Raw genomic sequence first — 22,982 nt, 5'->3', positions numbered from 1 at the left:
GCTATTCCTCGTCAGACACTTTAATAGTTATATGGCAGGTACGTTTGCAAATTCTATTTGCTCTACCCTTAGCTCTGGGACTAATACGTTTTAAAGTTGTTGCTTCATCAACGCATACCATGCCTACTTTTAGATCATCAATATCAGCACCATTATTATTTTCAGCATTGGCGATAGCTGACTCTAATAATTTAAGCATTAATTTAGCACCCTTTTTTGGTGTAAACTTGAGGACATCAAGCGCACCAGATACATTCATATTACGTATCATATCGGCTACTAATCTACCCTTTTGTGCGGATAAAGGAGCACCTTTTAATTTAGCTGTTACTTCCATCATATCCTCTTACTTACCTTTAGCCTTTCTGTCCCCAGAGTGGCCCTTGAATGTACGAGTCATGGCAAACTCACCTAATTTATGACCAACCATATTATCTGTAATAAACACAGGAACGTGGTCTTTGCCGTTATGTACAGCAATCGTTAAATCAATCATTTCAGGAACGATTGTTGAACGTCTAGACCAGGTTTTAATTGGCTTTTTTGATTTTGATTCGATTGCAGCTTCTACCTTGCTGATCAAATGATGGTCAATGAATGGACCTTTTCTAATTGAACGAGCCACTTGATATCCTCTTATTAATTATTTCTTCTTACGCCCTCTGACAATAAAAGTGTCAGTACGCTTGTTACTTCTAGTTTTATAGCCTTTTGTAGGTAATCCCCATGGAGATACAGGATGACGTCCGCCTGATGTCCGCCCTTCACCACCACCATGTGGATGATCAACAGGGTTCATAGCAACACCTCGAACAGTGGGTCGTATTCCTCTCCATCGCTTAGCACCAGCTTTACCTAATGCTCTTAAGTTATGCTCACTATTACTTACTTCTCCAATTACAGCTCGGCATAAAACATGAATCTTCCGCATCTCACCTGAGCGTAATCGTAAAGTTGCATAAACACCTTCTTTAGCAACAAGTTGTCCACTACAACCAGCACTTCTAAGCATTTGTGCACCCTTACCAGGCTTCATTTCAACACAATGAATTGTTGTACCTACAGGTATATTTTTCAGTGGCAGACAGTTGCCAACACTAATGGGTGAATCAGCACCACTTAGAATTGTAGCTCCCACTTCTAAATTTGAAGGAGCTATGATGTAGCGCTTTTCACCATCCTTGTAGGATATCAGCGCAATTAGGGCAGTTCTGTTTGGATCATATTCCAATCTCTCAACACGACCTAATATACCATCCTTGTTCCGTTTAAAGTCTATGACTCGATACTTTTGACGCTGTCCACCACCAATATGTCGAACAGTTATTCGACCTTGATTATTTCTTCCACCTGTCTTTTTTAGTTTTTCAACTAATGCGGCATGTGGCTTTCCTTTATAGATATTGTGATGTACAACACGTATTTCACCTCGCTTTCCGGGTGAAGTCGGTTTAGATTTTAATAATGCCATCTTTATCTGCCTTATTCGGTAACTGTAAAGTCAATATCTTGGTCTGCATGAAGAGAGACAAATGCCTTCTTCCAGTCACTTCGCTTTCCACTAGTTTGTTTAAAGCGTTTCGATTTACCCTTCACATTGACAACAGATACACTCTTAACTTTTACATTAAATATATGTTCAACTGCTATTTTAATTTCAGACTTAGTCGCATTTTTCAGTACTTTGAAAGTGAACTGTTTAAACTTATCCGCCATGACAGTTGCTTTTTCAGAAGTATGTGGTTCTCTAAGAACCATCATCAATCTCTCAGCGTTCATTGTAACTGTTCCTCAATTTTTTTAATTGCAGCTTCTGTAACAACAACCTTTTCAAATCGTAGTAGGGAAACAGGATCTATAGTTGTAACATCACAGATATCATAATCAATTAGGTTTCTTGAACCAAGGTATTCATTTTCACCAACTTCACTCATTATAATCAGAGCATTATTTATATCCATCTGATTCATTTTTTTGAGAAAATCCTTGGTTTTGTGATTATCGCATTGGAAATCACTAACAACTACCAAATTACCAGTACGGCAAAGTTCGGAGATTATACTACGTAATGCGCGTTTGTACATTTTTTTATTAAGCTTTTGCGAATAATCTCTTTTTTTAGAAGCAAAAGTTACTCCACCACTTCGCCATAAGGGGCTGCGAATAGTTCCTGCTCGAGCTCGACCTGTTCCCTTTTGGTTCCAGGGCTTTTTACCACCACCACTAACCTCAGAACGAGTTTTCTGCGCACTATTACCACTTCGTGCATTGTTCATGAAAGTAACTACTGCTTGATGAACTAAGCCTTCGTTGTAAGTATAAGCAAATACTTCTTTATTGAGCTTTAATTTTGACTTTGTATCTATTGTAGTAATTTCCATCACTCACCTCGTGCTTGCTTTTTGACTGCAGGCTTAATTTCTACTCTAGAACCTGGAGCACCAGGAATTGCACCTTTAATGAGCAGTAAATTTCTCTCAGAGTCTACTTTTACCAATTCCAGACTTTGAACTGTGCATCGTGCATTACCCATGTGACCGGCCATCTTTTTCCCTTTAAAAACACGACCTGGAGTTTGGTTTTGTCCTATAGAACCAGGCACTCGATGTGATCTTGAGTTACCATGCGATGCGTCTTGAGTTCTGAAATTATACCGTTTTACAGTTCCTGCAAAACCCTTACCTTTAGTCAAACCTGACACATCTACATATTGCCCAGCAGTGAAGACATCAGCAACAGATATGACTTGACCTGGTGTAAATGCATCCTCTGAATCCACATGAAATTCAACTTGCATATCACCAGCATCGATTTGTGCTTTAGCAAAATGACCAGCCATTGGCTTACTCACTTTACTGGATTTTTTTGTTCCACCAGTTAATTGTACAGCTGAATAACCATCATTCGCTGCTGTTTTTACTTGAGAAACGCGATTCGGCTGAACCTCAACAACAGAAACAGGAACAGAAACTCCTTCTGGTGTGAAGACACGCGTCATACCGATCTTACGGCCTAATAAACCGATCATCATTGTAACACCTCTTTAATATCCTTTGCCTCAATAATTAGTCATCAAGGCTTATCTGAACATCAACCCCGGCAGCCAAATCCAATTTCATTAAAGCATCTACAGTTTTTTCAGTTGGATGAACAATAACGACCAGGCGTTTATGAGTACGTAATTCATATTGATCTCTAGCATCTTTGTTGACATGCGGCGAAGTCAATACAGTAAATTTTTCTTTTCTGATTGGCAATGGAATTGGCCCACGTATTTGTGCGCCAGTTCTTTTTGCAGTATCAACGATTTCTCGAGTTGATAGATCAATCAACCGATGATCAAAGGATTTTAATCTTATTTTAATATTTTGATTGCTACTCATTTTTTTTACTCGATTATTTTAGCGACTACACCGGCGCCAACTGTTCGGCCACCCTCTCTAATTGCGAATCTTAAGCCTTCATCCATCGCAATTGGAGCATGCAAGCTAACCACTAATTGCACATTATCTCCAGGCATTACCATTTCAACTCCAGATGGCAAGTCACAAGTACCTGTCACATCGGTGGTTCTGAAATAGAATTGTGGACGGTAACCATTAAAGAATGGAGTATGTCGTCCGCCTTCTTCCTTGGATAACACATACACTTCTGCTTCAAACTTGGTGTGTGGCTTGATGGTACCTGGCTTAGCCAATACCTGTCCACGCTCCACTTCATCTCGCTTCGTGCCACGTAACAACACACCAACATTATCACCAGCTCGACCTTCATCAAGTAATTTACGGAACATCTCAACACCCGTACAAGTCGTCTTTTGGGTGTCTCTTATTCCAACAATTTCAACTTCCTCACCAACTTTAACAATTCCGCTCTCAACACGTCCAGTGACCACTGTTCCGCGTCCAGAAATTGAAAATACGTCTTCAATCGGTAACAAAAATGGCTTGTCTATGTTTCTGACTGGCTCAGGAATATAAGAATCCATTGTCTCAACCAGTTTCTCAATAGCCTTAACACCTATGTCACTGTCTTCACCTTCCAATGCTTTTAACGCCGAACCAACAACAATAGGTATATCATCTCCAGGAAAATCGTAACTGCTTAGCAAATCACGCACTTCCATTTCAACCAATTCTAATAATTCAGGATCATCAACCATATCCGCTTTGTTCATGAACACAACAATATATGGAACACCTACCTGGCGAGACAATAGAATGTGTTCCCTCGTTTGCGGCATAGGACCATCAGCTGCTGATACAACCAGTATCGCTCCGTCCATTTGCGCAGCACCAGTAATCATGTTCTTAACATAGTCAGCATGCCCTGGGCAGTCTACGTGCGCATAATGTCTATTCGCTGATTCATATTCAACGTGCGCTGTAGAAATAGTAATTCCACGCTCTCTTTCTTCTGGCGCAGCATCAATTTGATCGTACGCCTTCGCTGTACCACCATACTTCTTCGCCATAATCGTTGTAATAGCTGCTGTCAATGTCGTCTTACCATGGTCTACGTGACCAATCGTACCCACGTTTACGTGCGGCTTCTTACGTTCAAATTTTTCCTTCGCCATTTCAATAACCTCATTAACTTTTATTGTTTCTTGATAATTGCTTCAGCAATATTTGTTGGTGCTTCTGCGTACTTACAAAACTCCATAGTATAGGTTGCTCTTCCTTGCGTAGCAGAACGTAAGTCAGTTGAATAACCAAACATCTCTGCAAGAGGTACTTCTGCTCTAACTATTTTACCTGCAGGGGAATCTTCCATACCTTGAACCAAGCCACGGCGCCTGTTCAGGTCACCCATAACATCACCCATGTAATCTTCAGGCGTAACAACCTCAACACTCATGATTGGCTCAAGGAGTACGGGCTTCGCTTTTAATGCACCTTGCTTGAAGCATTGAGACCCAGCAATCTTAAATGCCATCTCGCTTGAATCCACTTCGTGGAATGAACCATCAAACAGTGTAACTTTAACATCCACTACTGGATATCCAGCAATTACACCATTTTGCATTTGTTCTTGTACCCCCTTATCTACTGCGGGGATATATTCCTTGGGTATGACACCACCAACGATAGCATTAATAAATTCATAACCTTTTCCTGGCTCTTGTGGTTCAATCTTTAACCACACGTGACCGTATTGACCACGACCACCTGATTGTCTTACGAATTTACCTTCTTGTTCAACAGCTTGTTTTAATGTCTCACGATATGCAACCTGAGGCTTACCAACATTAGCTTCTACATTGAACTCTCTCTTCATTCGGTCAACAATGATTTCAAGATGTAACTCACCCATACCTTGAATAATTGTCTGACCTGATTCTTCGTCAGTATGAACTCTAAAAGAAGGGTCCTCTTGGGCTAACTTGCCTAATGCAATTCCCATTTTTTCCTGATCTGCTTTAGTTTTTGGTTCAACTGCAACTGCAATAACCGGATCAGGAAAATCCATTCTCTCTAAAATCACAACCTTATCTTGATCACACAGGGTATCACCAGTAGTTACTGTTTTAAGACCAACAGCAGCTGCTATATCTCCTGCTCTCACTTCTTTAATTTCTTCACGTGAGTTAGCGTGCATCTGTAATAAACGGCCTATACGTTCCCTTTTGCCCTTAACTGAGTTATATACTGTATCTCCACTCTTAAGAACACCAGAATAAGCTCTAAAATAAGTTAGTGTACCTACAAATGGATCAGTTGCAATTTTAAACGCCAACGCTGAGAACGGCTCATCATAACTGGTTTTTCTATGTATTACATCACCATGCTCATCAACCCCCTGTATATCAGGAATATCGGTGGGTGATGGCAAATATTCAATTACTCCGTCGAGTACTGCTTGAACACCCTTATTCTTAAAGGCTGACCCACAGAATACAGGAACAACTTTATTTGTAATTGTCAGATGACGAAGAGCCTTTTTAATTTCAGCCTCGGTGAACTCTTCACCTTCCAAATATTTTTCCATTAATTCTTCAGAATATTCTGCTGCTGCTTCAATAATGTGAGCACGATACTCTTCACAGGTTGTTTTTAAATCAGCAGGGATATCAAGATATTTAAATGTCATACCTTTATTTTCTTCATCCCAATGAATTGCCTTCATTTTGATGAGATCAATCACACCTTTGAATTCTTCTTCTGCACCAATCGGCAGTTGTAACACGACAGGAGTAGAGCCTAATCGTTGTTTAATCTGATTAACAACTCTTAGGAAATTGGCACCCATCCTATCCATTTTATTTACAAAAACGATACGGGGAACACCATACTTATTTGCTTGTCGCCATACTGTTTCAGATTGAGGTTCAACGCCGGCAACTGAATCAAATACAACAACTGCTCCATCTAGTACCCGCAGAGAGCGTTCAACTTCAATCATAAAGTCTACGTGTCCGGGGGTATCAATAATATTGATTCGATGGGGCTCAAATTGCTTGTCCATACCAGGCCAATAACAAGTTGTTGCAGCAGAAGTAATGGTAATGCCACGCTCCTGTTCTTGGACCATCCAGTCCATAGTTGCAGCGCCATCATGTACTTCACCAATCTTATGAGACATACCTGTATAATACAGGACTCGCTCTGTGGTTGTTGTTTTTCCAGCATCAACGTGGGCTGCTATGCCTATGTTTCTATATAGTTTTAATGGAGTTGCCACGGCTTATCTCTCTCTTAATTCCATCTAAAATGAGCAAATGCTTGGTTAGCTTTTGCCATTTTATGTGTATCTTCACGTTTTTTTACTGCAGACCCTTTATTTTCATAAGCGTCCATCAGTTCCCCTGCCAAACGCAGCATCATACCTTTTTCACCACGTGTGCGTGCAGCTTGAACTATCCAACGCATTCCAAGCGCTATGCTTCTATCATGTCGAACTTCTACTGGAACCTGGTATGTTGCACCGCCAACTCGTCGTGAACGAACTTCCACACTTGGACGAACGTTATCCAATGCCTCTTCAAAATAACGAAGCACTGCCCCAGCGCTTCCACTGCTACCAGTTTCACTGCCATCTTCTTCACTTTTTTTAATTTTTTTAACACGCTCTTCCATAACAGACAGCGCACCATAAGTGATTTTTTCAGCAATTGACTTTTTACCACTAACCATTAAAACATTAATGAACTTAGCTAGTAGTTCACTATGGTGCTTTGGATCAGGTAAAATTTCTCGTTTGGGTACTTCTCGTCTTCTTGGCATCTCAATTTTCCTACAATCGGTTATTTTTTATCTTTTGGCTTTTTTGTACCGTACTTAGAACGGCCTTGTTTTCGGTCGTTCACTCCTGAGGTATCTAAACTACCTCGAATTGTATGGTAGCGCACACCAGGTAAATCCTTAACACGACCACCTCTAATTAAAACAACAGAGTGCTCTTGTAAATTATGACCCTCGCCACCAATATAGGATGTTACTTCAAATCCATTGGTCAAACGCACACGTGCAACCTTACGCATAGCTGAGTTAGGTTTTTTTGGTGTAGTAGTGTATACACGAGTACATACACCGCGTCTTTGTGGACATGACTCAAGTGCTGGTACGTTACTTTTCTTCTTTACGTCCACACGAGGCTTTCTTACTAACTGATTAATAGTAGCCATTTGTACTTAACTCCGATCTGTCACTTGTGAATATTTTGAATGCATAAGGAGGCCGGATTCTATATAGGTACGGCAGATTTGTCAAGCTTAAATCTGCCATTTTTGAATCCTGATTAATGTTCATGATTATCCGCGTTTAATGCTTCACTTAACGCGTGTTCAACATCACTTGCAGTAACTGTATGTGTTGCTGAAGTGTCTCCACCTGCTGCAGCCCTTGCTCTTTTAGCCTTTCGGCTTTGATGATAAGTATAACCAGTTCCTGCTGGAATCAGTCGACCCACCATCACATTTTCTTTTAAACCACGCAATTCATCAACTTTTCCGCTTACTGCTGCTTCTGTCAAGACTCTTGTTGTCTCTTGGAATGAAGCGGCTGATATAAACGATTCTGTCGCCAGTGAGGCCTTAGTGATTCCTAGTAAAATAGGAGTGCCTCGAGCAATTTGCTTTCCTTCAGCTAGAAGCTTGTCATTTTCCTGAAGCATAGCACTTTCTTCCACTTGCTCCCCTACGAGGAATTTAGAATCACCGGCAAAGGTAATAACTCGCTTACGTAGCATTTGTCTAACAATTACTTCAATGTGTTTATCATTAATTTTCACACCTTGTAAACGATATACGTCTTGCACCTCATTTACAATGTAATTAGCCAGCGCACCGACGCCTAATAATCGTAGTATATCATGAGGATTAAGTGCACCCTCTGCAATGATTTCTCCACGCTCTACGTGTTCACCTTCAAACACTGAAATATGACGCCATTTAGGAATTAGCTCTTCATGGCATTGATCTTCCGATACATTGATAATCAAGCGTCGCTTACCTTTTGTTTCTTTACCAAAATTAACCAAGCCTGATACTTCAGCCATTACTGCAGAATCTTTTGGTTTTCTTGCTTCAAAAAGGTCCGCTACTCTTGGCAATCCCCCGGTAATATCCCGGGTTTTAGAACGTTCCTGTGGTATACGGGCAATAACATCTCCTATTCCTACCAGACTACCATCTTCAAAATTTACAATGGCATCGACAGGTAAATAATATTGTGCCGGTACATTGGTTCCAGCCAGATAGATGTCATCTCCTTCATCGGTAACTAATTTAACCATAGGACGTAGATCTCGACCTGCTGCGCTCCTTTGTTTAGCATCTATTATTACAATATTGCTTAACCCAGTTAACTCATCAGTTTGTCTATTCATTGTAATGCCATCAATTAAATCAACAAACTTCAGATTCCCTGACACTTCAGATATAACAGGATGCGTATGAGGGTCCCACGTTGCAATAACCTGTCCTGCGTCAACAGGGGAATTATCCTGCGCAGAAATTACTGCACCATAAGGAACTTTATATCGCTCTCTTTCTCGTCCAAACTCATCGACAATAGTTACCTCACCTGAGCGAGAAACTGCCACCAGGTTTTTATTCTCATGAGTTACGGTCTTTATATTATGTAAGCGAATAACCCCTTTCGTTTTAATTTGAATATTATTCGCAGCTGTTGCCCTTGATGCAGCACCTCCAATGTGGAAAGTACGCATGGTTAACTGTGTTCCTGGCTCACCGATTGATTGTGCTGCGATAATACCAACTGCTTCACCTGTGTTGACAAGATGCCCACGAGCAAGATCTCTACCATAGCATTTTGCACAAAGACCAAATCTTGTTTGACAAGTGATTGGTGACCTGACCATAACCTGGTCTACCCCATGCTTCTCTAATTTTTCAACCCATTCTTCATCCAGTAAAGTTCCAGCCTTGACTACTGGTTCAGTTTGAGTAGGAATATAGACATCTGAAGCAACCACCCGCCCAAGGACGCGTTCATGCAAAGGCTCAACAATATCACCACCTTCAATCAGTGGTTGCATTAGAATACCTGTATCAGTACCACAATCATCTTCGGTAATAACAACATCCTGCGCAACATCTACCAAGCGTCGTGTCAGATACCCTGAGTTTGCTGTCTTTAACGCCGTATCTGCCAAACCCTTACGAGCTCCGTGTGTAGAAATAAAGTACTGGAATACATTCAAACCTTCGCGGAAGTTTGCAGTGATAGGCGTTTCAATGATTGAGCCATCTGGAGCTGCCATCAAACCTCGCATCCCGGCAAGCTGTCGTATCTGAGCAGCAGAACCTCTAGCTCCAGAATCAGCCATCATGAAAATTGGGTTAAATGATTCTTGTCTTACTTTGTTGCCTTTTGCATCAGTGACTTCTTCTGTTGCAATTTTAGACATCATTGATTTGGCAACTAATTCATTAGTTCTTGACCAAATATCAATTACTTTATTATATCGTTCGCCATTTGTTACCAAACCTGATCTAAATTGAGACTCGATTTCTCTTACTTCATTATCGGCGTGTTCAATAATACTGGCCTTATCATCTGGTATTTCCATGTCTTCAATACCGATAGATGCTCCAGACCGTGTTGCGTATTTAAAACCGGTATACATTAACTGATCAGCAAAAATGACTGTTTCTTTCAAGCCGAATTTGCGGTAACAGCTGTCTATTACTTTTGAGATAACCTTTTTTGTCATTGTACGGTTTATATAGTCAAATGGCATTCCTTTAGGCAAAATCTCAGCTAAAATAGCGCGTCCGACTGTTGTCTCAACTAAATGATATCCAGTTTCACCATCTTCTTTAGGCATACGAATTTTAATTTTTGCATGGATATCCAAATGACCTGCTTCATAGAAATTTTGCGCTTCCTGAGCACTTGAATATATTTTTCCTTCACCTAATGCATTAACCTTTTCTCGTGTTAAATAGTATAACCCAAGGACGACGTCCTGACTGGGAACAATAATTGGCTCACCACTGGCTGGAGATAATATATTGTTTGTAGACATCATCAATGAACGAGCTTCCAGCTGCGCTTCCAGTGTCAAGGGCACGTGCACAGCCATTTGGTCTCCATCGAAGTCAGCGTTGTATGCTGTACATACCAAAGGATGCAGCTGGATCGCTTTACCTTCAATCAAAACAGGCTCAAATGCTTGAATACCTAATCTATGCAAGGTAGGAGCACGGTTTAAAAGGATAGGGTGTTCTCTAATAACATCATCTAATATATCCCAAACCACCGATTCTTCTCTTTCGACCATTTTCTTGGCCGCCTTGATAGTAGTTGCCAAACCTCTAAATTCCAATTTGGAAAATATAAATGGCTTGAATAACTCCAACGCCATTTTTTTAGGCAATCCGCATTGGTGCAATTTTAAAGTTGGTCCAACTACAATAACTGAACGTCCAGAGTAGTCGACACGCTTACCTAAGAGGTTTTGCCTGAAACGACCCTGTTTACCTTTAATCATATCTGCCAGTGATTTAAGAGGTCTCTTATTTGTACCAGTGATGGCACGCCCCCTTCTGCCGTTATCAAGTAAAGCATCTACGGATTCTTGCAGCATTCGTTTTTCGTTACGAACGATAATGTCAGGCGCATTCAGATCCAGCAGGCGTTTTAGTCGGTTGTTCCTATTAATGACGCGCCTGTATAAATCATTTAAGTCTGAAGTAGCAAAACGTCCACCATCTAGCGGAACCAATGGTCTCAAATCGGGTGGAAGCACTGGTAGTACATCCATGATCATCCATTCTGGTTTATTTCCTGACTCGTAAAAAGCTTCTAATAACTTGAGACGTTTAGTGATTTTTTTAATCTTTGTCTCAGAGTTAGTTGTTGGAAGTTCTTCACGTAAATTTTTAATTTCATCTTCCAAATCAATTTGGCGCAATAAATCACGAATTGCTTCTGCTCCCATTCGAGCGTCAAACTCATCACCATACTGTTCCATTGCATCAAGATAGGCTTCATCATTAAGTAGTTGCCCTCTCTCCAGTTCTGTCATTCCTGGATCAACAACGACAAAAGCTTCAAAATAGAGTACCCTCTCTATATCTCTTAGAGTCATATCGAGGAGTAATCCAATTCTTGATGGTAAAGATTTTAAGAACCATATGTGAGCTACTGGACTTGCGAGTTCGATATGGCCCATTCTTTCTCGTCTCACTTTTGCGAGAGCCAATTCCACTCCACACTTTTCGCAAATCACACCACGATGCTTTAATCGCTTGTACTTTCCGCATAAGCACTCATAATCTTTAACAGGACCAAAAGTTTTAGCGCAAAACAATCCGTCTCTTTCAGGCTTAAAAGTCCTGTAATTGATTGTTTCTGGTTTTTTAACTTCGCCGTAGGACCATGATCGAATTAATTCAGGTGACGCCAGCGCAATTTTAATTGCATCAAATTCTTCACTTTGTCCTTGTTGCTTAAGAATACCAAGTAAATCACTCATTACTGGTGCTTTTTTCATTGGGTCGTTGCTTAGGGTAGCCAAGTCTATGCCTCCAAAAAATGGTTAGTCAGTATGTATCGCTGATGAGTTAGTCATGTTCCAACTCGATATCAATTCCCAGTGCTCTAATTTCTTTCAACAATACATTGAAGGATTCAGGCATTCCTGGGTCCATACGATGGTCTCCATCGACTATATTTTTGTAGATCTTTGTTCGACCTCCAACGTCATCTGATTTTACGGTTAGCATTTCTTGTAAAGTGTATGCTGCACCATATGCCTCTAATGCCCACACTTCCATCTCACCAAAACGCTGACCACCAAACTGTGCTTTACCGCCAAGTGGTTGTTGAGTGACCAAACTGTATGATCCAGTTGATCGAGCATGCATCTTGTCATCAACCAAATGGTTTAACTTAAGCATATACATGTAGCCTACAGTAACCGGATTATCAAACTTATTACCTGTTCGGCCATCTATCAACACGGTTTTACCATCTGCTGGCAAATCTGCTAACTGCAACATACTTTTGATTTCTTGCTCAGTCGCACCATCAAAAACAGGAGTTGCCATCGGCACACCAGCTCTAAGGTTATCTGCCAATGTCATCAATTCCTCATCATTGAGACATTTCAGGTTTACACGTTGCACTCCATCATGATTATAAATTTTCTCAAGGAATACTCTTATTCCTTCAGGAGATTGTTTCTCATCAAGCATCTGTGCAATCTTTCTACCTAATCCCTTGGCAGCTAAACCTAGATGGGTTTCGAGAACCTGTCCAATATTCATTCGCGATGGTACGCCCAATGGATTAAGAACGATGTCTACTGCTGTTCCATCTTCCATATGTGGCATATCCTCAACAGGCACAACAATCGAGATCACCCCTTTGTTTCCATGACGGCCTGCCATTTTGTCTCCAGGCTGAATTCTTCTTTTAACTGCCAGATACACTTTAACAATTTTTAATACGCCAGGGGCCAAATCATCACCCTGGATAATCTTCTTCCGGCTATCGTTAAAGCGTTTTTCCATTTCTTTGGTTAAAAGCTCTAATTGCTTGGATAGCTGTTCAAGTTGTTGGCTGACCAAGTCGTCCTCTATACGAATATCAAACCATTTTTCTCTTTCAACTTTATCCAGGTAATCCTGAGTGATTTTAGATCCTGGTTTTAAGCTTCCAGGACCTCCTGTTGCCACTTTATCCAGGAGCAAATGAGAAACCCTATGGTAAATGTCTTCTTCGCGAATGCGTCTTTCGTCAATTAAATCCTTGCGAACTCGCGCCAAATGTTCTTCTTCTATGCTTTTAGCACGTGCATCCTTTTCAAGTCCATCACGAGTAAATACCTGTACATCAATTACTGTTCCATTCATACCGGATGGAACTCTCAATGACGAATCCTTAACATCCGAAGCTTTTTCACCAAAGATTGCTCTTAAAAGTTTTTCTTCTGGGGTAAGTTGCGTTTCTCCTTTAGGAGTTACTTTACCCACAAGAATATCGCCTGCTTTTACCTCTGCTCCAATGTAGACAACGCCAGATTCATCTAAATTGGAAAGTGCAGACTCACCTACATTGGGTATATCTGCTGTAATTTCTTCTGTACCTAATTTGGTATCTCGAGCAATACAAGTTAACTCTTCGATGTGGATAGTAGTGAATCTGTCGTCATGAACAATACGTTCAGATATGAGAATGGAATCCTCAAAGTTATAACCATTCCAGGGCATAAACGCGACTAATAAATTTTGTCCAAGAGCAAGTTCACCCATATCGGTACAAGGACCATCAGCCAGAACATCTCCTCGTTGAATTCGGTCACCAGTCGATACAATGGGTCTTTGATTAATACAGGTATCCTGATTAGAACGGAAATACTTGGTCAAGTTATATATATCAACCCCAGTTTCCCCAGCTGTTGTTTCATCATCATTAACTCGAACGACAATACGAGAAGCATCAACCAGATCAATAACCCCACCTCTTTTTGCAACAACTGAAACCCCTGAATCAGATGCAACGATTCTTTCCATACCAGTTCCAACCAAAGGCTTTTCTGAACGCAAGGTTGGTACCGCCTGACGTTGCATGTTTGAGCCCATCAATGCTCTGTTTGCGTCATCATGCTCCAAAAACGGAATCAATGATGCAGCAACCGATACAATTTGCTTGGGCGAAACATCCATATAGTTAATCTTATCCGGTGTAGTCAATGAAAATTCATTTTGATGTCTGCATGGTACTAAATCAGCAAGAATATTACCTTGCTCATCCAACTCAACATTAGATTGGGCGATGTATTGGTCTACTTCCTCGATAGCTGATAAGTATTCAACTTCATCTGTTACACGCCCATTAATTACTTTTCGACATGGAGTTTCAATAAATCCATATTCGTTAGTTCTGGCATAAACTGACAATGAATTTATCAAACCAATGTTAGGACCTTCTGGCGTTTCAATTGGACATACACGACCATAGTGTGTTGTATGTACGTCACGGACTTCAAATCCAGCTCGTTCACGTGTTAAACCACCAGGACCAAGGGCAGATACACGACGTTTGTGCGTAACACCAGATAATGGATTCACTTGATCCATAAACTGCGATAACTGGCTAGAGCCAAAAAATTCCTTGATTGCAGCAGAGACTGGTTTTGCGTTAATTAAGTCCTGAGGCATCAGATTTTCAGATTCAACCAAACTTAAGCGCTCTTTAACAGCCCGTTCAACACGGACAAGACCAACTCTAAACTGATTTTCAGTCATTTCACCGACACTTCTTACCCTACGATTTCCAAGGTGATCGATGTCGTCAACCATCCCTATTCCATTTCGAATATCAATCAGTGTTTTAATTACTGACAAAATATCTTCTTTAGTTAAAGTACCAGGTCCTTCGTCACTCTTAATTCCCACACGGCGATTAAATTTCATTCTACCAACTGCGGATAGATCATATCTTTCTTCAACAAAGAATAGATTTTTAAATAATGCCTCTGCAGCTTCTTTTGTAGGTGGTTCTCCTGGGCGCATCATGCGGTAAATTTCAACAAGTGCTTCTAACTGTGATGTTGTAGGATCAATTTTTAATGTGTCTGATATATAAGAGCCATGATCTAAATCATTAGTGTAGATCATATCAATTTGTAAAATGCCATGATTCGCCATGGTATCTAACAGATCTTCAGTTATTTCATCATTAGCTTGAGCCAGGAACTCACCAGTAGATGTATCAATAATATTTTTTGCTAGTGTTTTTCCAATTAAATAATCTCTTGGTACAACAAGATCCTGCATTTGACTCTTTTCCATTAACTTTATGTGTCTCGCAGTAATTCGACGACCTTGCTCTACGATAAGTTCTCCTGTCTCTGGAACATGAATATCAAATGAAGCGATTTCACCACGTAAACGTTGTGGAATTAAATCGATATGATATTCGCCATTTTTGAGATGACAACGAGTTGTTTCAAAAAATTCACTTAAAATATCTTCAGCTTCATAGCCTAATGCTCTGAGCAAAATAGTCACTGGCAGTTTGCGACGTCTATCAATACGCACATATACGCAATCTTTGGGATCGAATTCAAAGTCTAACCATGAGCCACGATAGGGTATTATTCGTGCAGAATAAAGTAACTTTCCTGAAGAGTGAGTCTTTCCCTTGTCATGTTCAAAAATAACCCCAGGCGAACGATGTAATTGTGATACAACAACACGTTCAGTTCCATTGACCACAAAAGTACCAACGTCGGTCATTAGAGGAATTTCCCCCATAAAAACATCTTGTTCTCTAATATCCTTTATAGGTTTGGGATCATCGCTTGCATCTTTGTCAAGCACTACGAGTCTGATTTTAACTCTTAGTGGGGCTGAATAAGTTAATCCTCTTAGTTTGCATTCGCGAACATCAAATGCAGGTTCTCCAAGTTTGTATCCGACATACTCGAGTCTTGCATTACCAGAAAAGCTCTCGATAGGAAATACAGAAGAAAATGCAGCATGCAATCCCGTATTCAGTTGTTCGCTTAATTTAGTATTAGTTTGAAGAAAATCCCTGTAGGACTTAAGTTGTATTTCAAGCAGATTCGGTATCGGCATTATATCTGTCTGCTTACCAAAGCTTTTGCGAAATCGTTTTTTCTCAGCATGCGAATATTGAGGTTTAGCTTCTGCAACTGCCATGGTGGTTCCTCTGTAAATTATTGATGATTTTCAAACGAGTAAACCCAGCCATGTGAACATGGCTGGGTCCTTAAATACTGCTATATTTTAATTATTTAACTTCTACTGTAGCACCAGCTTCTTCAAGCTCTTTCTTGATACTGGCAGCTTCATCTTTTGATACACCCTCTTTAACAGTTGATGGTGCACCTTCTACTAAGTCTTTAGCTTCTTTCAGGCCTAGACCAGTTATGCCTCGAATTGCCTTAATTACGTTTACCTTGTTAGAACCAAAACTGGTCATTACAACAGTAAACTCAGTTTGCTCTTCAGCAGCGGCAGCAGCACCTGCAGCTGGCGCGGCAACAGCTACAGCAGCAGCGGCAGCAGAAACATTAAATTTCTCTTCCATTGCTTCGATTAATTCAACAACTTCCATTACTGTCATGTTAGAAATTGTTTCTAATATTTCGTTTTTTGATACAGCCATTACTAGCTCCTAAATAAAATTAAATAATGATTAAGCGGGATTGCCTGCTTTTTTGTCCTTTACAGCAGCAAGAGTTCTAACCAGTTTGGCATGTGGCTCTGCTAGTGTGCGGACAAATTTCTCAACTGGCGCTTTCATCACATACATCAGCTTGGCGATCGCCTCGTCACGTGTAGGTAAGCTTGCAACGGCATCAATTTGATTCGCGTTGTATACTTTCCCACCAACTGACAATGCTCTGATCTCAAGCTTTTCAAATGTTTTTGCGTATTCTTTCAGTAGTCTTGCAGCATCACTTGGTGCTTCAAGTGACAATGCTATGAATACAGGACCTACAAGTAAGTCATTCAAGCATTCAAATTCAGTGTTTTTAAATGCTCTTCTTGTTAGTGTATTTCGCACCACACGAAGATAGACACCGGATTTGCGCGCTTCACTACGCAATTGCGTCATTTGATTTACAGTTAACCCACGATAATCAGCAACCACTGCTGAAATAGCCTTTGACGCGACTGCAGTCACTTCTTCAACAACGGCTTTTTTTGCAGCTAAATTTAATGTCACGTTACTGACCTCCTAATATGTACAAATCTCATGGACTTGACAGTTATGGTGGCCGTCTCTTTGTTAAGGAGCCGGTTCACCGTCTGCGCAGGAAATTAAGCCTAAGCACCTGCGGTCTTCGACGGCATGGAACCTAATCTATGCCGTGAATTCTTAAAAATGGGATGTTATGTTACACAGGTATTGATGAAATATCAATAGGTAATCCCGGTCCCATTGTTGTAGATAAAGAGATTTTCTTCAGATATTGCCCTTTAGATGATGCTGGCTTTGCCTTCTTCAAATCGTTAATTAATGCAACTACGTTTTCAAGAACATCTTCAGAAGGGAAGTCTGCTTTGCCAACTGTACAATGAATGATGCCGTTTTTATCAGTTCTGTATCGTACTTGTCCTGATTTGGCATCATTAACTGCTGCTTCCACGTTGGTTGTCACTGTTCCAACTTTAGGATTAGGCATGAGCCCTCTTGGGCCTAAAATTTGTCCAAGTTGACCCACAATTCGCATAGCATCTGGAGTTGCAATGACAACATCAAAATTCATCTCGCCCGCTTTAATTTTATCAGCTAGATCTTCAAAACCTACTATATCAGCTCCTGCAGCAAGTGCTTTAGCTGCATTGTCACCTTGAGCAAAAACAGCAACCCGAACTGTTTTACCTGTACCTTTTGGCAGATTAGTAGAAGACCGAACTACTTGATCAGATTTACGTGGGTCAACTCCTAAATTAATACTGATATCAAGACTCTCACGAAACTTTTTAGATGCAAACTGTTTTAGAATAGCTACAGCATCGGCTACAGTATAGAGATGATTTGGCTTAATAACTTCCGCTATTTTCTTTTGTTTTTTAGTTAATTTTGACATGGTAACCCCTTATTCCAAACCTTCAACTTCAATACCCATGCTACGTGCGGTACCTGCGATACATCTTACTGCTGCTGCCAGGTCAGCCGCTGTCAGATCAGGTTTCTTGACTTTAGCAATTTCTTCAAGTTGACTGACATTCAGTTTGGCTACTTTTTTAGTATTTGGTGTGCCACTTCCACTTTGAATACCTGCAGCTTTTTTCAGCAGAACTGAAGCTGGTGGGGTCTTGGTTATAAAGGTAAAACTACGATCACTATACACAGTAATGACAACTGGAATGGGTAGTCCCTGTTCCATTTGCTGTGTCGCAGCATTGAATGCCTTACAGAACTCCATAATATTTACACCACGTTGACCTAAAGCAGGTCCAACTGGAGGACTAGGATTTGCTTTTCCAGCAGGGATCTGTAATTTTATATATGCTTCTACTTTTTTTGCCATTATTACTCCTTATGGGTCATGCGCCAGCTTATATTGAATTAGCATTTTTCAATTAAGTACTAGCTCCCCGGTTTTGTAAAACCTTTAAATTGGTATTTTAATCAATACAAATAAGTTAAAATTTTTTATCTAAACATTTATGTTTTTTCTACTTGACTGAATTCAAGTTCCACTGGGGTTGAACGTCCAAAAATAAGTACTGCTACTCTTAGTCTATTTTTCTCATAGTTGACCTCTTCAACAACCCCATTAAAGTCAACAAATGGACCTTCTTTAACTCTGATTACTTCTCCTGGCTCAAACAGTATTTTTGGTCTTGGCTTGGTTACACCGTCTTCAACTCGTTGCATAATTGCTTGAGCTTCCTTATCAGAAATCGGAGTCGGTGTTTGGCTAGTTCCGCCAATAAAACCTAGAACTCTAGGTATGCCTCTGACCATGTGCCATGTTTGATCATCCATTACCATATGAACTAGGACATATCCTGGGAAAAATTTGCGGGTACTTTTACGCTTTTGGCCTGAGCGCATTTCAACAACTTCTTCTGAAGGTACAACAACCTCGCCTATTTTGTCTTGTAAATTATGGTGTTTTGCACGGGATGTTATTTCGCGCATGACAAAATTCTCATATCCTGAATAGGCATGTACAACGTACCACTGTTTTGCTTTGTTTTCCTCAACCATATTCACCCTAAATGTGTTAACTTAGCAATTGCCCACATCATGATTGAATCTACACCCCAGAGTATAAATCCTGTCAATCCAACCATCACCATTACTATAGTAGTTGTTTGTATCGTTTCTTGCCGTGTAGGCCAAACCACTTTTAACAATTCAACTTTTGCTTCTTGCGCAAACTCAAAGACTTTCTTACCTGTCGTTGTTAAGTAACCCAAGAAAAGGATCAAAATAAGCCACGCAAGCCATATTATAGATTGAATTGGTCCTGTAAATGTATAATAGTAAGTGCATAGAAAAGCACCTGCTGTAGCTATTACAATAGCTAACCAGGACATAATATCTTTAATCTTACTTTGATTTTCGTTTGAACTTTTCATATTTACTTGTAGTTGGCAGGCCAGGAGGGAATCGAACCCCCAACCTGCGGTTTTGGAGACCGCCACTCTGCCAATTGAGCTACTGGCCTAAATTTAATTGACATGAGCCATTATGTAGCTCATGTCACTTACTTACTTTACTCGATTATTTTAGCGACTACACCGGCGCCAACTGTTCGGCCACCCTCTCTAATTGCGAATCTTAAGCCTTCATCCATCGCAATTGGAGCATGCAAGCTAACCACTAATTGCACATTATCTCCAGGCATTACCATTTCAACTCCAGATGGCAAGTCACAAGTACCTGTCACATCGGTGGTTCTGAAATAGAATTGTGGACGGTAACCATTAAAGAATGGAGTATGTCGTCCGCCTTCTTCCTTGGATAACACATACACTTCTGCTTCAAACTTGGTGTGTGGCTTGATGGTACCTGGCTTAGCCAATACCTGTCCACGCTCCACTTCATCTCGCTTCGTGCCACGTAACAACACACCAACATTATCACCAGCTCGACCTTCATCAAGTAATTTACGGAACATCTCAACACCCGTACAAGTCGTCTTTTGGGTGTCTCTTATTCCAACAATTTCAACTTCCTCACCAACTTTAACAATTCCGCTCTCAACACGTCCAGTGACCACTGTTCCGCGTCCAGAAATTGAAAATACGTCTTCAATCGGTAACAAAAATGGCTTGTCTATGTTTCTGACTGGCTCAGGAATATAAGAATCCATTGTCTCAACCAGTTTCTCAATAGCCTTAACACCTATGTCACTGTCTTCACCTTCCAATGCTTTTAACGCCGAACCAACAACAATAGGTATATCATCTCCAGGAAAATCGTAACTGCTTAGCAAATCACGCACTTCCATTTCAACCAATTCTAATAATTCAGGATCATCAACCATATCCGCTTTGTTCATGAACACAACAATATATGGAACACCTACCTGGCGAGACAATAGAATGTGTTCCCTCGTTTGCGGCATAGGACCATCAGCTGCTGATACAACCAGTATCGCTCCGTCCATTTGCGCAGCACCAGTAATCATGTTCTTAACATAGTCAGCATGCCCTGGGCAGTCTACGTGCGCATAATGTCTATTCGCTGATTCATATTCAACGTGCGCTGTAGAAATAGTAATTCCACGCTCTCTTTCTTCTGGCGCAGCATCAATTTGATCGTACGCCTTCGCTGTACCACCATACTTCTTCGCCATAATCGTTGTAATAGCTGCTGTCAATGTCGTCTTACCATGGTCTACGTGACCAATCGTACCCACGTTTACGTGCGGCTTCTTACGTTCAAATTTTTCCTTCGCCATCGGAAAGTCTCCCCGTTTGCTAATTTATATTACATGGTGCCCACAACTGGACTCGAACCAACGACCTCTTCCTTACCAAGGAAGTGCTCTACCGCCTGAGCTATGTGGGCTTTCATATCAGCTTGCTAACTCATTCTGAACAAGCAAATACTATTCACTACTTTGGAGCGGGTGATGGGAATCGAACCCACGCTATCAGCTTGGAAGGCTGAAGTTCTACCATTGAACTACACCCGCTTTCTAACTTCTCTCTTAACTGGTGGAGGGGGAAGGATTCGAACCTTCGAAGGCTGAGCCGTCAGATTTACAGTCTGATCCCTTTGACCGCTCGGGAACCCCTCCAAAAAGAACGCTATTGTCTTTTAAGATGAATGGATTGTCAACATTTTTAGTTAACATCTATCTCTATTTAGATGGTGCTGGCACCAGGAATCGAACCCGGGACCTACTGATTACAAGTCAGTTGCTCTACCAACTGAGCTACGCCAGCAAATTCTTTATACATGATAGCTTAGTGTCTATTTGATGAATATTATGTTGAGACATTTAAGCTATAATAATTTATGCGACTCAACAGGTCGCTCTATAAAATAAAATCCTGGCGATGACCTACTTTCACATGAGGAAGCCTCACACTATCATTGGCGCGGAAATGTTTCACTTCTGAGTTCGAGATGGTATCAGGTGGTTCCAAATCGCTATAGTCGCCAGGAAAACTGGTTTACCTGAGGCTTTGATTGCTATCGATTAAGCCACAGGTTTGGTAAAGAGTCCGAGTTTACACGATGCGTTGTACGCATTCAATTCAATTTTATATTCTGAAGTGACTCAGATTATATGGTCAAGACAATCAGCCAATTAGTACAAGTTAGCTTCACACATTACTGCGCTTCCACACCTTGCCTATCAACGTCGTAGTCTTCAACGGGCTTCATGGGAAAACTCATCTTGAGGGAGGCTTCCCGCTTAGATGCTTTCAGCGGTTATCCCGTCCGAACTTAGCTACCCGGCCATGCCACTGGCGTGACAACCGGTGCACCAGAGGTTCGTCCACTCCGGTCCTCTCGTACTAGGAGCAGCTCCTCTCAATTTTCCTACGCCCACGGCAGATAGGGACCGAACTGTCTCACGACGTTCTAAACCCAGCTCGCGTACCACTTTAAATGGCGAACAGCCATACCCTTGGGACCTGCTTCAGCCCCAGGATGTGATGAGCCGACATCGAGGTGCCAAACACCGCCGTCGATATGAACTCTTGGGCGGTATCAGCCTGTTATCCCCGGAGTACCTTTTATCCGTTGAGCGATGGCCCTTCCATTCAGAACCACCGGATCACTAAGACCAACTTTCGTTCCTGCTCGAGCCGTCACTCTCGCAGTCAAGCACCCTTTTGCCTTTACACTCTTGGTACGATGTCCGACCGTACCGAGGGTACCTTTGTGCTCCTCCGTTACTCTTTGGGAGGAGACCGCCCCAGTCAAACTACCCATCATACACTGTCCTCATCCAGGATTACTGGACCAAGTTAGAACCTCAATAACAACAGGGTGGTATTTCAAGGGCGGCTCCATGAGAACTAGCGTCCTCACTTCACAGCCTCCCACCTATCCTACACAGTCATCATCAAAGTCCAGTGCAAAACTATAGTAAAGGTTCACGGGGTCTTTCCGTCTAGCCGCGGGTACACTGCATCTTCACAGCGATTTCAATTTCACTGAGTCTCGGGTGGAGACAGTGTGGCCATCGTTACGCCATTCGTGCAGGTCGGAACTTACCCGACAAGGAATTTCGCTACCTTAGGACCGTTATAGTTACGGCCGCCGTTTACCGGGGCTTCGATCAAGAGCTTCTCCGAAGATAACCCCATCAATTAACCTTCCGGCACCGGGCAGGCGTCACACCCTATACGTCTTCTTACGAATTTGCAGAGTGCTGTGTTTTTAATAAACAGTCGCAGCCACCTGGTCTCTGCGGCCCTCTCCAGCTCTGAAAGTAAATCCCATCACCAGAAAGGGCGTACCTTCTCCCGAAGTTACGGTACCATTTTGCCTAGTTCCTTCACCCGAGTTCTCTCAAGCGCCTTAGTATTCTCTACCTGTCCACCTGTG

Annotated in this window: 20 protein-coding genes, 5 tRNA genes and 2 rRNA genes (1 of these 27 only partly in view); all 27 read right to left on the bottom strand. The window is 41.3% G+C overall.

Going from position 1 to position 22,982, the window contains the following annotated elements:
- Position 1: 1 nt before the first annotated feature.
- A complete protein-coding gene (gene rplV / locus EL201_RS01780; protein WP_010946083.1) occupies positions 2-337 on the bottom strand; it encodes a 50S ribosomal protein L22 in 336 nt (111 codons plus the stop codon).
- A gap of 9 nt (positions 338-346) precedes the next feature.
- Positions 347-625, bottom strand: coding sequence for a 30S ribosomal protein S19 (gene rpsS / locus EL201_RS01775; protein ID WP_010946728.1), 279 nt, complete (start codon positions 623-625; stop codon positions 347-349).
- Positions 626-643: 18 nt separating this feature from the next.
- Positions 644-1,471, bottom strand: coding sequence for a 50S ribosomal protein L2 (gene rplB / locus EL201_RS01770; protein WP_027223421.1), 828 nt, complete (start codon positions 1,469-1,471; stop codon positions 644-646).
- Between the two features lie 11 nt (positions 1,472-1,482).
- Complete coding sequence (gene rplW, locus EL201_RS01765; RefSeq protein WP_027223420.1) at positions 1,483-1,779, bottom strand: 50S ribosomal protein L23; 297 nt, start codon at positions 1,777-1,779, stop codon at positions 1,483-1,485.
- Positions 1,776-2,381, bottom strand: coding sequence for a 50S ribosomal protein L4 (gene rplD / locus EL201_RS01760; protein WP_027223419.1), 606 nt, complete (start codon positions 2,379-2,381; stop codon positions 1,776-1,778). Before rplD ends, rplW begins: the two co-directional genes overlap by 4 nt.
- Complete coding sequence (gene rplC / locus EL201_RS01755) at positions 2,381-3,031, bottom strand: 50S ribosomal protein L3 (RefSeq protein WP_162492800.1); 651 nt, start codon at positions 3,029-3,031, stop codon at positions 2,381-2,383. The genes rplD and rplC overlap by 1 nt, the downstream gene beginning before the upstream one ends.
- A gap of 34 nt (positions 3,032-3,065) precedes the next feature.
- The gene (rpsJ, locus tag EL201_RS01750) at positions 3,066-3,383 is read right to left on the bottom strand and encodes a 30S ribosomal protein S10 (protein ID WP_010946077.1); all 318 of its coding nucleotides are present in this window, start codon (positions 3,381-3,383) and stop codon (positions 3,066-3,068) included.
- A 5-nt stretch (positions 3,384-3,388) separates the two neighbouring features.
- On the bottom strand, positions 3,389-4,579 hold the full coding sequence (gene tuf, locus EL201_RS01745; RefSeq protein WP_027221127.1) for an elongation factor Tu: 1,191 nt from the start codon (positions 4,577-4,579) through the stop codon (positions 3,389-3,391).
- 20 nt (positions 4,580-4,599) lie between these two features.
- Entirely contained in the window at positions 4,600-6,684 is a 2,085-nt protein-coding gene (gene fusA, locus EL201_RS01740; protein WP_027221112.1) for an elongation factor G, read from the bottom strand.
- Positions 6,685-6,698: 14 nt separating this feature from the next.
- A complete protein-coding gene (gene rpsG / locus EL201_RS01735) occupies positions 6,699-7,226 on the bottom strand; it encodes a 30S ribosomal protein S7 (protein ID WP_027221111.1) in 528 nt (175 codons plus the stop codon).
- A 20-nt stretch (positions 7,227-7,246) separates the two neighbouring features.
- Complete coding sequence (rpsL, locus tag EL201_RS01730; RefSeq protein ID WP_027221110.1) at positions 7,247-7,627, bottom strand: 30S ribosomal protein S12; 381 nt, start codon at positions 7,625-7,627, stop codon at positions 7,247-7,249.
- Between the two features lie 113 nt (positions 7,628-7,740).
- Positions 7,741-11,946 (bottom strand): DNA-directed RNA polymerase subunit beta', encoded by a 4,206-nt coding sequence (gene rpoC, locus EL201_RS01725; RefSeq protein WP_032828777.1) that lies wholly within the window; start codon positions 11,944-11,946, stop codon positions 7,741-7,743.
- Between the two features lie 88 nt (positions 11,947-12,034).
- On the bottom strand, positions 12,035-16,141 hold the full coding sequence (gene rpoB, locus EL201_RS01720) for a DNA-directed RNA polymerase subunit beta (RefSeq protein ID WP_027221108.1): 4,107 nt from the start codon (positions 16,139-16,141) through the stop codon (positions 12,035-12,037).
- A gap of 91 nt (positions 16,142-16,232) precedes the next feature.
- Complete coding sequence (rplL, locus tag EL201_RS01715) at positions 16,233-16,610, bottom strand: 50S ribosomal protein L7/L12 (protein WP_027221107.1); 378 nt, start codon at positions 16,608-16,610, stop codon at positions 16,233-16,235.
- Positions 16,611-16,640: 30 nt separating this feature from the next.
- Positions 16,641-17,174 (bottom strand): 50S ribosomal protein L10, encoded by a 534-nt coding sequence (rplJ, locus tag EL201_RS01710; RefSeq protein ID WP_027221106.1) that lies wholly within the window; start codon positions 17,172-17,174, stop codon positions 16,641-16,643.
- Positions 17,175-17,346: 172 nt separating this feature from the next.
- A complete protein-coding gene (gene rplA, locus EL201_RS01705) occupies positions 17,347-18,042 on the bottom strand; it encodes a 50S ribosomal protein L1 (RefSeq protein ID WP_027221105.1) in 696 nt (231 codons plus the stop codon).
- Positions 18,043-18,051: 9 nt separating this feature from the next.
- Complete coding sequence (gene rplK, locus EL201_RS01700; protein ID WP_027221104.1) at positions 18,052-18,486, bottom strand: 50S ribosomal protein L11; 435 nt, start codon at positions 18,484-18,486, stop codon at positions 18,052-18,054.
- Between the two features lie 137 nt (positions 18,487-18,623).
- On the bottom strand, positions 18,624-19,172 hold the full coding sequence (gene nusG / locus EL201_RS01695) for a transcription termination/antitermination protein NusG (protein ID WP_014840953.1): 549 nt from the start codon (positions 19,170-19,172) through the stop codon (positions 18,624-18,626).
- Positions 19,173-19,174: 2 nt separating this feature from the next.
- Positions 19,175-19,546, bottom strand: a complete 372-nt coding sequence (secE, locus tag EL201_RS01690) for a preprotein translocase subunit SecE (RefSeq protein WP_027221103.1) — start codon at positions 19,544-19,546, stop codon at positions 19,175-19,177.
- 13 nt (positions 19,547-19,559) lie between these two features.
- Positions 19,560-19,635, bottom strand: a tRNA-Trp gene (locus EL201_RS01685).
- 48 nt (positions 19,636-19,683) lie between these two features.
- Positions 19,684-20,874, bottom strand: a complete 1,191-nt coding sequence (gene tuf, locus EL201_RS01680; protein WP_027221127.1) for an elongation factor Tu — start codon at positions 20,872-20,874, stop codon at positions 19,684-19,686.
- A gap of 34 nt (positions 20,875-20,908) precedes the next feature.
- Positions 20,909-20,984, bottom strand: a tRNA-Thr gene (locus EL201_RS01675).
- A 53-nt stretch (positions 20,985-21,037) separates the two neighbouring features.
- A tRNA-Gly gene (locus EL201_RS01670) sits at positions 21,038-21,111 on the bottom strand.
- Positions 21,112-21,131: 20 nt separating this feature from the next.
- Positions 21,132-21,216, bottom strand: a tRNA-Tyr gene (locus tag EL201_RS01665).
- A gap of 72 nt (positions 21,217-21,288) precedes the next feature.
- Positions 21,289-21,364, bottom strand: a tRNA-Thr gene (locus tag EL201_RS01660).
- Positions 21,365-21,470: 106 nt separating this feature from the next.
- A 5S ribosomal RNA gene (gene rrf, locus EL201_RS01655) occupies positions 21,471-21,586 on the bottom strand.
- Between the two features lie 125 nt (positions 21,587-21,711).
- Positions 21,712-22,982 (bottom strand): 23S ribosomal RNA (locus tag EL201_RS01650) (it continues 1,622 nt past the right edge of the window).

Source organism: Legionella pneumophila subsp. pascullei (assembly GCF_900637585.1).
In the GTDB taxonomy this organism is placed as follows: Bacteria; Pseudomonadota; Gammaproteobacteria; order Legionellales; family Legionellaceae; genus Legionella; species Legionella pascullei.
This window is presented reverse-complemented; position numbering and strand designations above follow the sequence as displayed.

Excerpts from the sequence above, each read along its gene's own strand:
- rplV (WP_010946083.1), bottom strand. The coding sequence starts at position 337 with ATGGAAGTAACAGCTAAATTAAAAGGTGCTCCTTTATCCGCACAAAAG.
- rplB (WP_027223421.1), bottom strand. The coding sequence starts at position 1,471 with ATGGCATTATTAAAATCTAAACCGACTTCACCCGGAAAGCGAGGTGAA.
- rplW (WP_027223420.1), bottom strand. The coding sequence starts at position 1,779 with ATGAACGCTGAGAGATTGATGATGGTTCTTAGAGAACCACATACTTCT.
- rplD (WP_027223419.1), bottom strand. The coding sequence starts at position 2,381 with ATGGAAATTACTACAATAGATACAAAGTCAAAATTAAAGCTCAATAAA.
- rplC (WP_162492800.1), bottom strand. The coding sequence starts at position 3,031 with ATGATGATCGGTTTATTAGGCCGTAAGATCGGTATGACGCGTGTCTTC.
- rpsJ (WP_010946077.1), bottom strand. The coding sequence starts at position 3,383 with ATGAGTAGCAATCAAAATATTAAAATAAGATTAAAATCCTTTGATCAT.
- tuf (WP_027221127.1), bottom strand. The coding sequence starts at position 4,579 with ATGGCGAAGGAAAAATTTGAACGTAAGAAGCCGCACGTAAACGTGGGT.
- rpsG (WP_027221111.1), bottom strand. The coding sequence starts at position 7,226 with ATGCCAAGAAGACGAGAAGTACCCAAACGAGAAATTTTACCTGATCCA.
- rpsL (WP_027221110.1), bottom strand. The coding sequence starts at position 7,627 with ATGGCTACTATTAATCAGTTAGTAAGAAAGCCTCGTGTGGACGTAAAG.
- rpoC (WP_032828777.1), bottom strand. The coding sequence starts at position 11,946 with ATGAGTGATTTACTTGGTATTCTTAAGCAACAAGGACAAAGTGAAGAA.
- rpoB (WP_027221108.1), bottom strand. The coding sequence starts at position 16,141 with ATGGCAGTTGCAGAAGCTAAACCTCAATATTCGCATGCTGAGAAAAAA.
- rplL (WP_027221107.1), bottom strand. The coding sequence starts at position 16,610 with ATGGCTGTATCAAAAAACGAAATATTAGAAACAATTTCTAACATGACA.
- rplA (WP_027221105.1), bottom strand. The coding sequence starts at position 18,042 with ATGTCAAAATTAACTAAAAAACAAAAGAAAATAGCGGAAGTTATTAAG.
- rplK (WP_027221104.1), bottom strand. The coding sequence starts at position 18,486 with ATGGCAAAAAAAGTAGAAGCATATATAAAATTACAGATCCCTGCTGGA.
- nusG (WP_014840953.1), bottom strand. The coding sequence starts at position 19,172 with ATGGTTGAGGAAAACAAAGCAAAACAGTGGTACGTTGTACATGCCTAT.
- secE (WP_027221103.1), bottom strand. The coding sequence starts at position 19,546 with ATGAAAAGTTCAAACGAAAATCAAAGTAAGATTAAAGATATTATGTCC.
- tuf (WP_027221127.1), bottom strand. The coding sequence starts at position 20,874 with ATGGCGAAGGAAAAATTTGAACGTAAGAAGCCGCACGTAAACGTGGGT.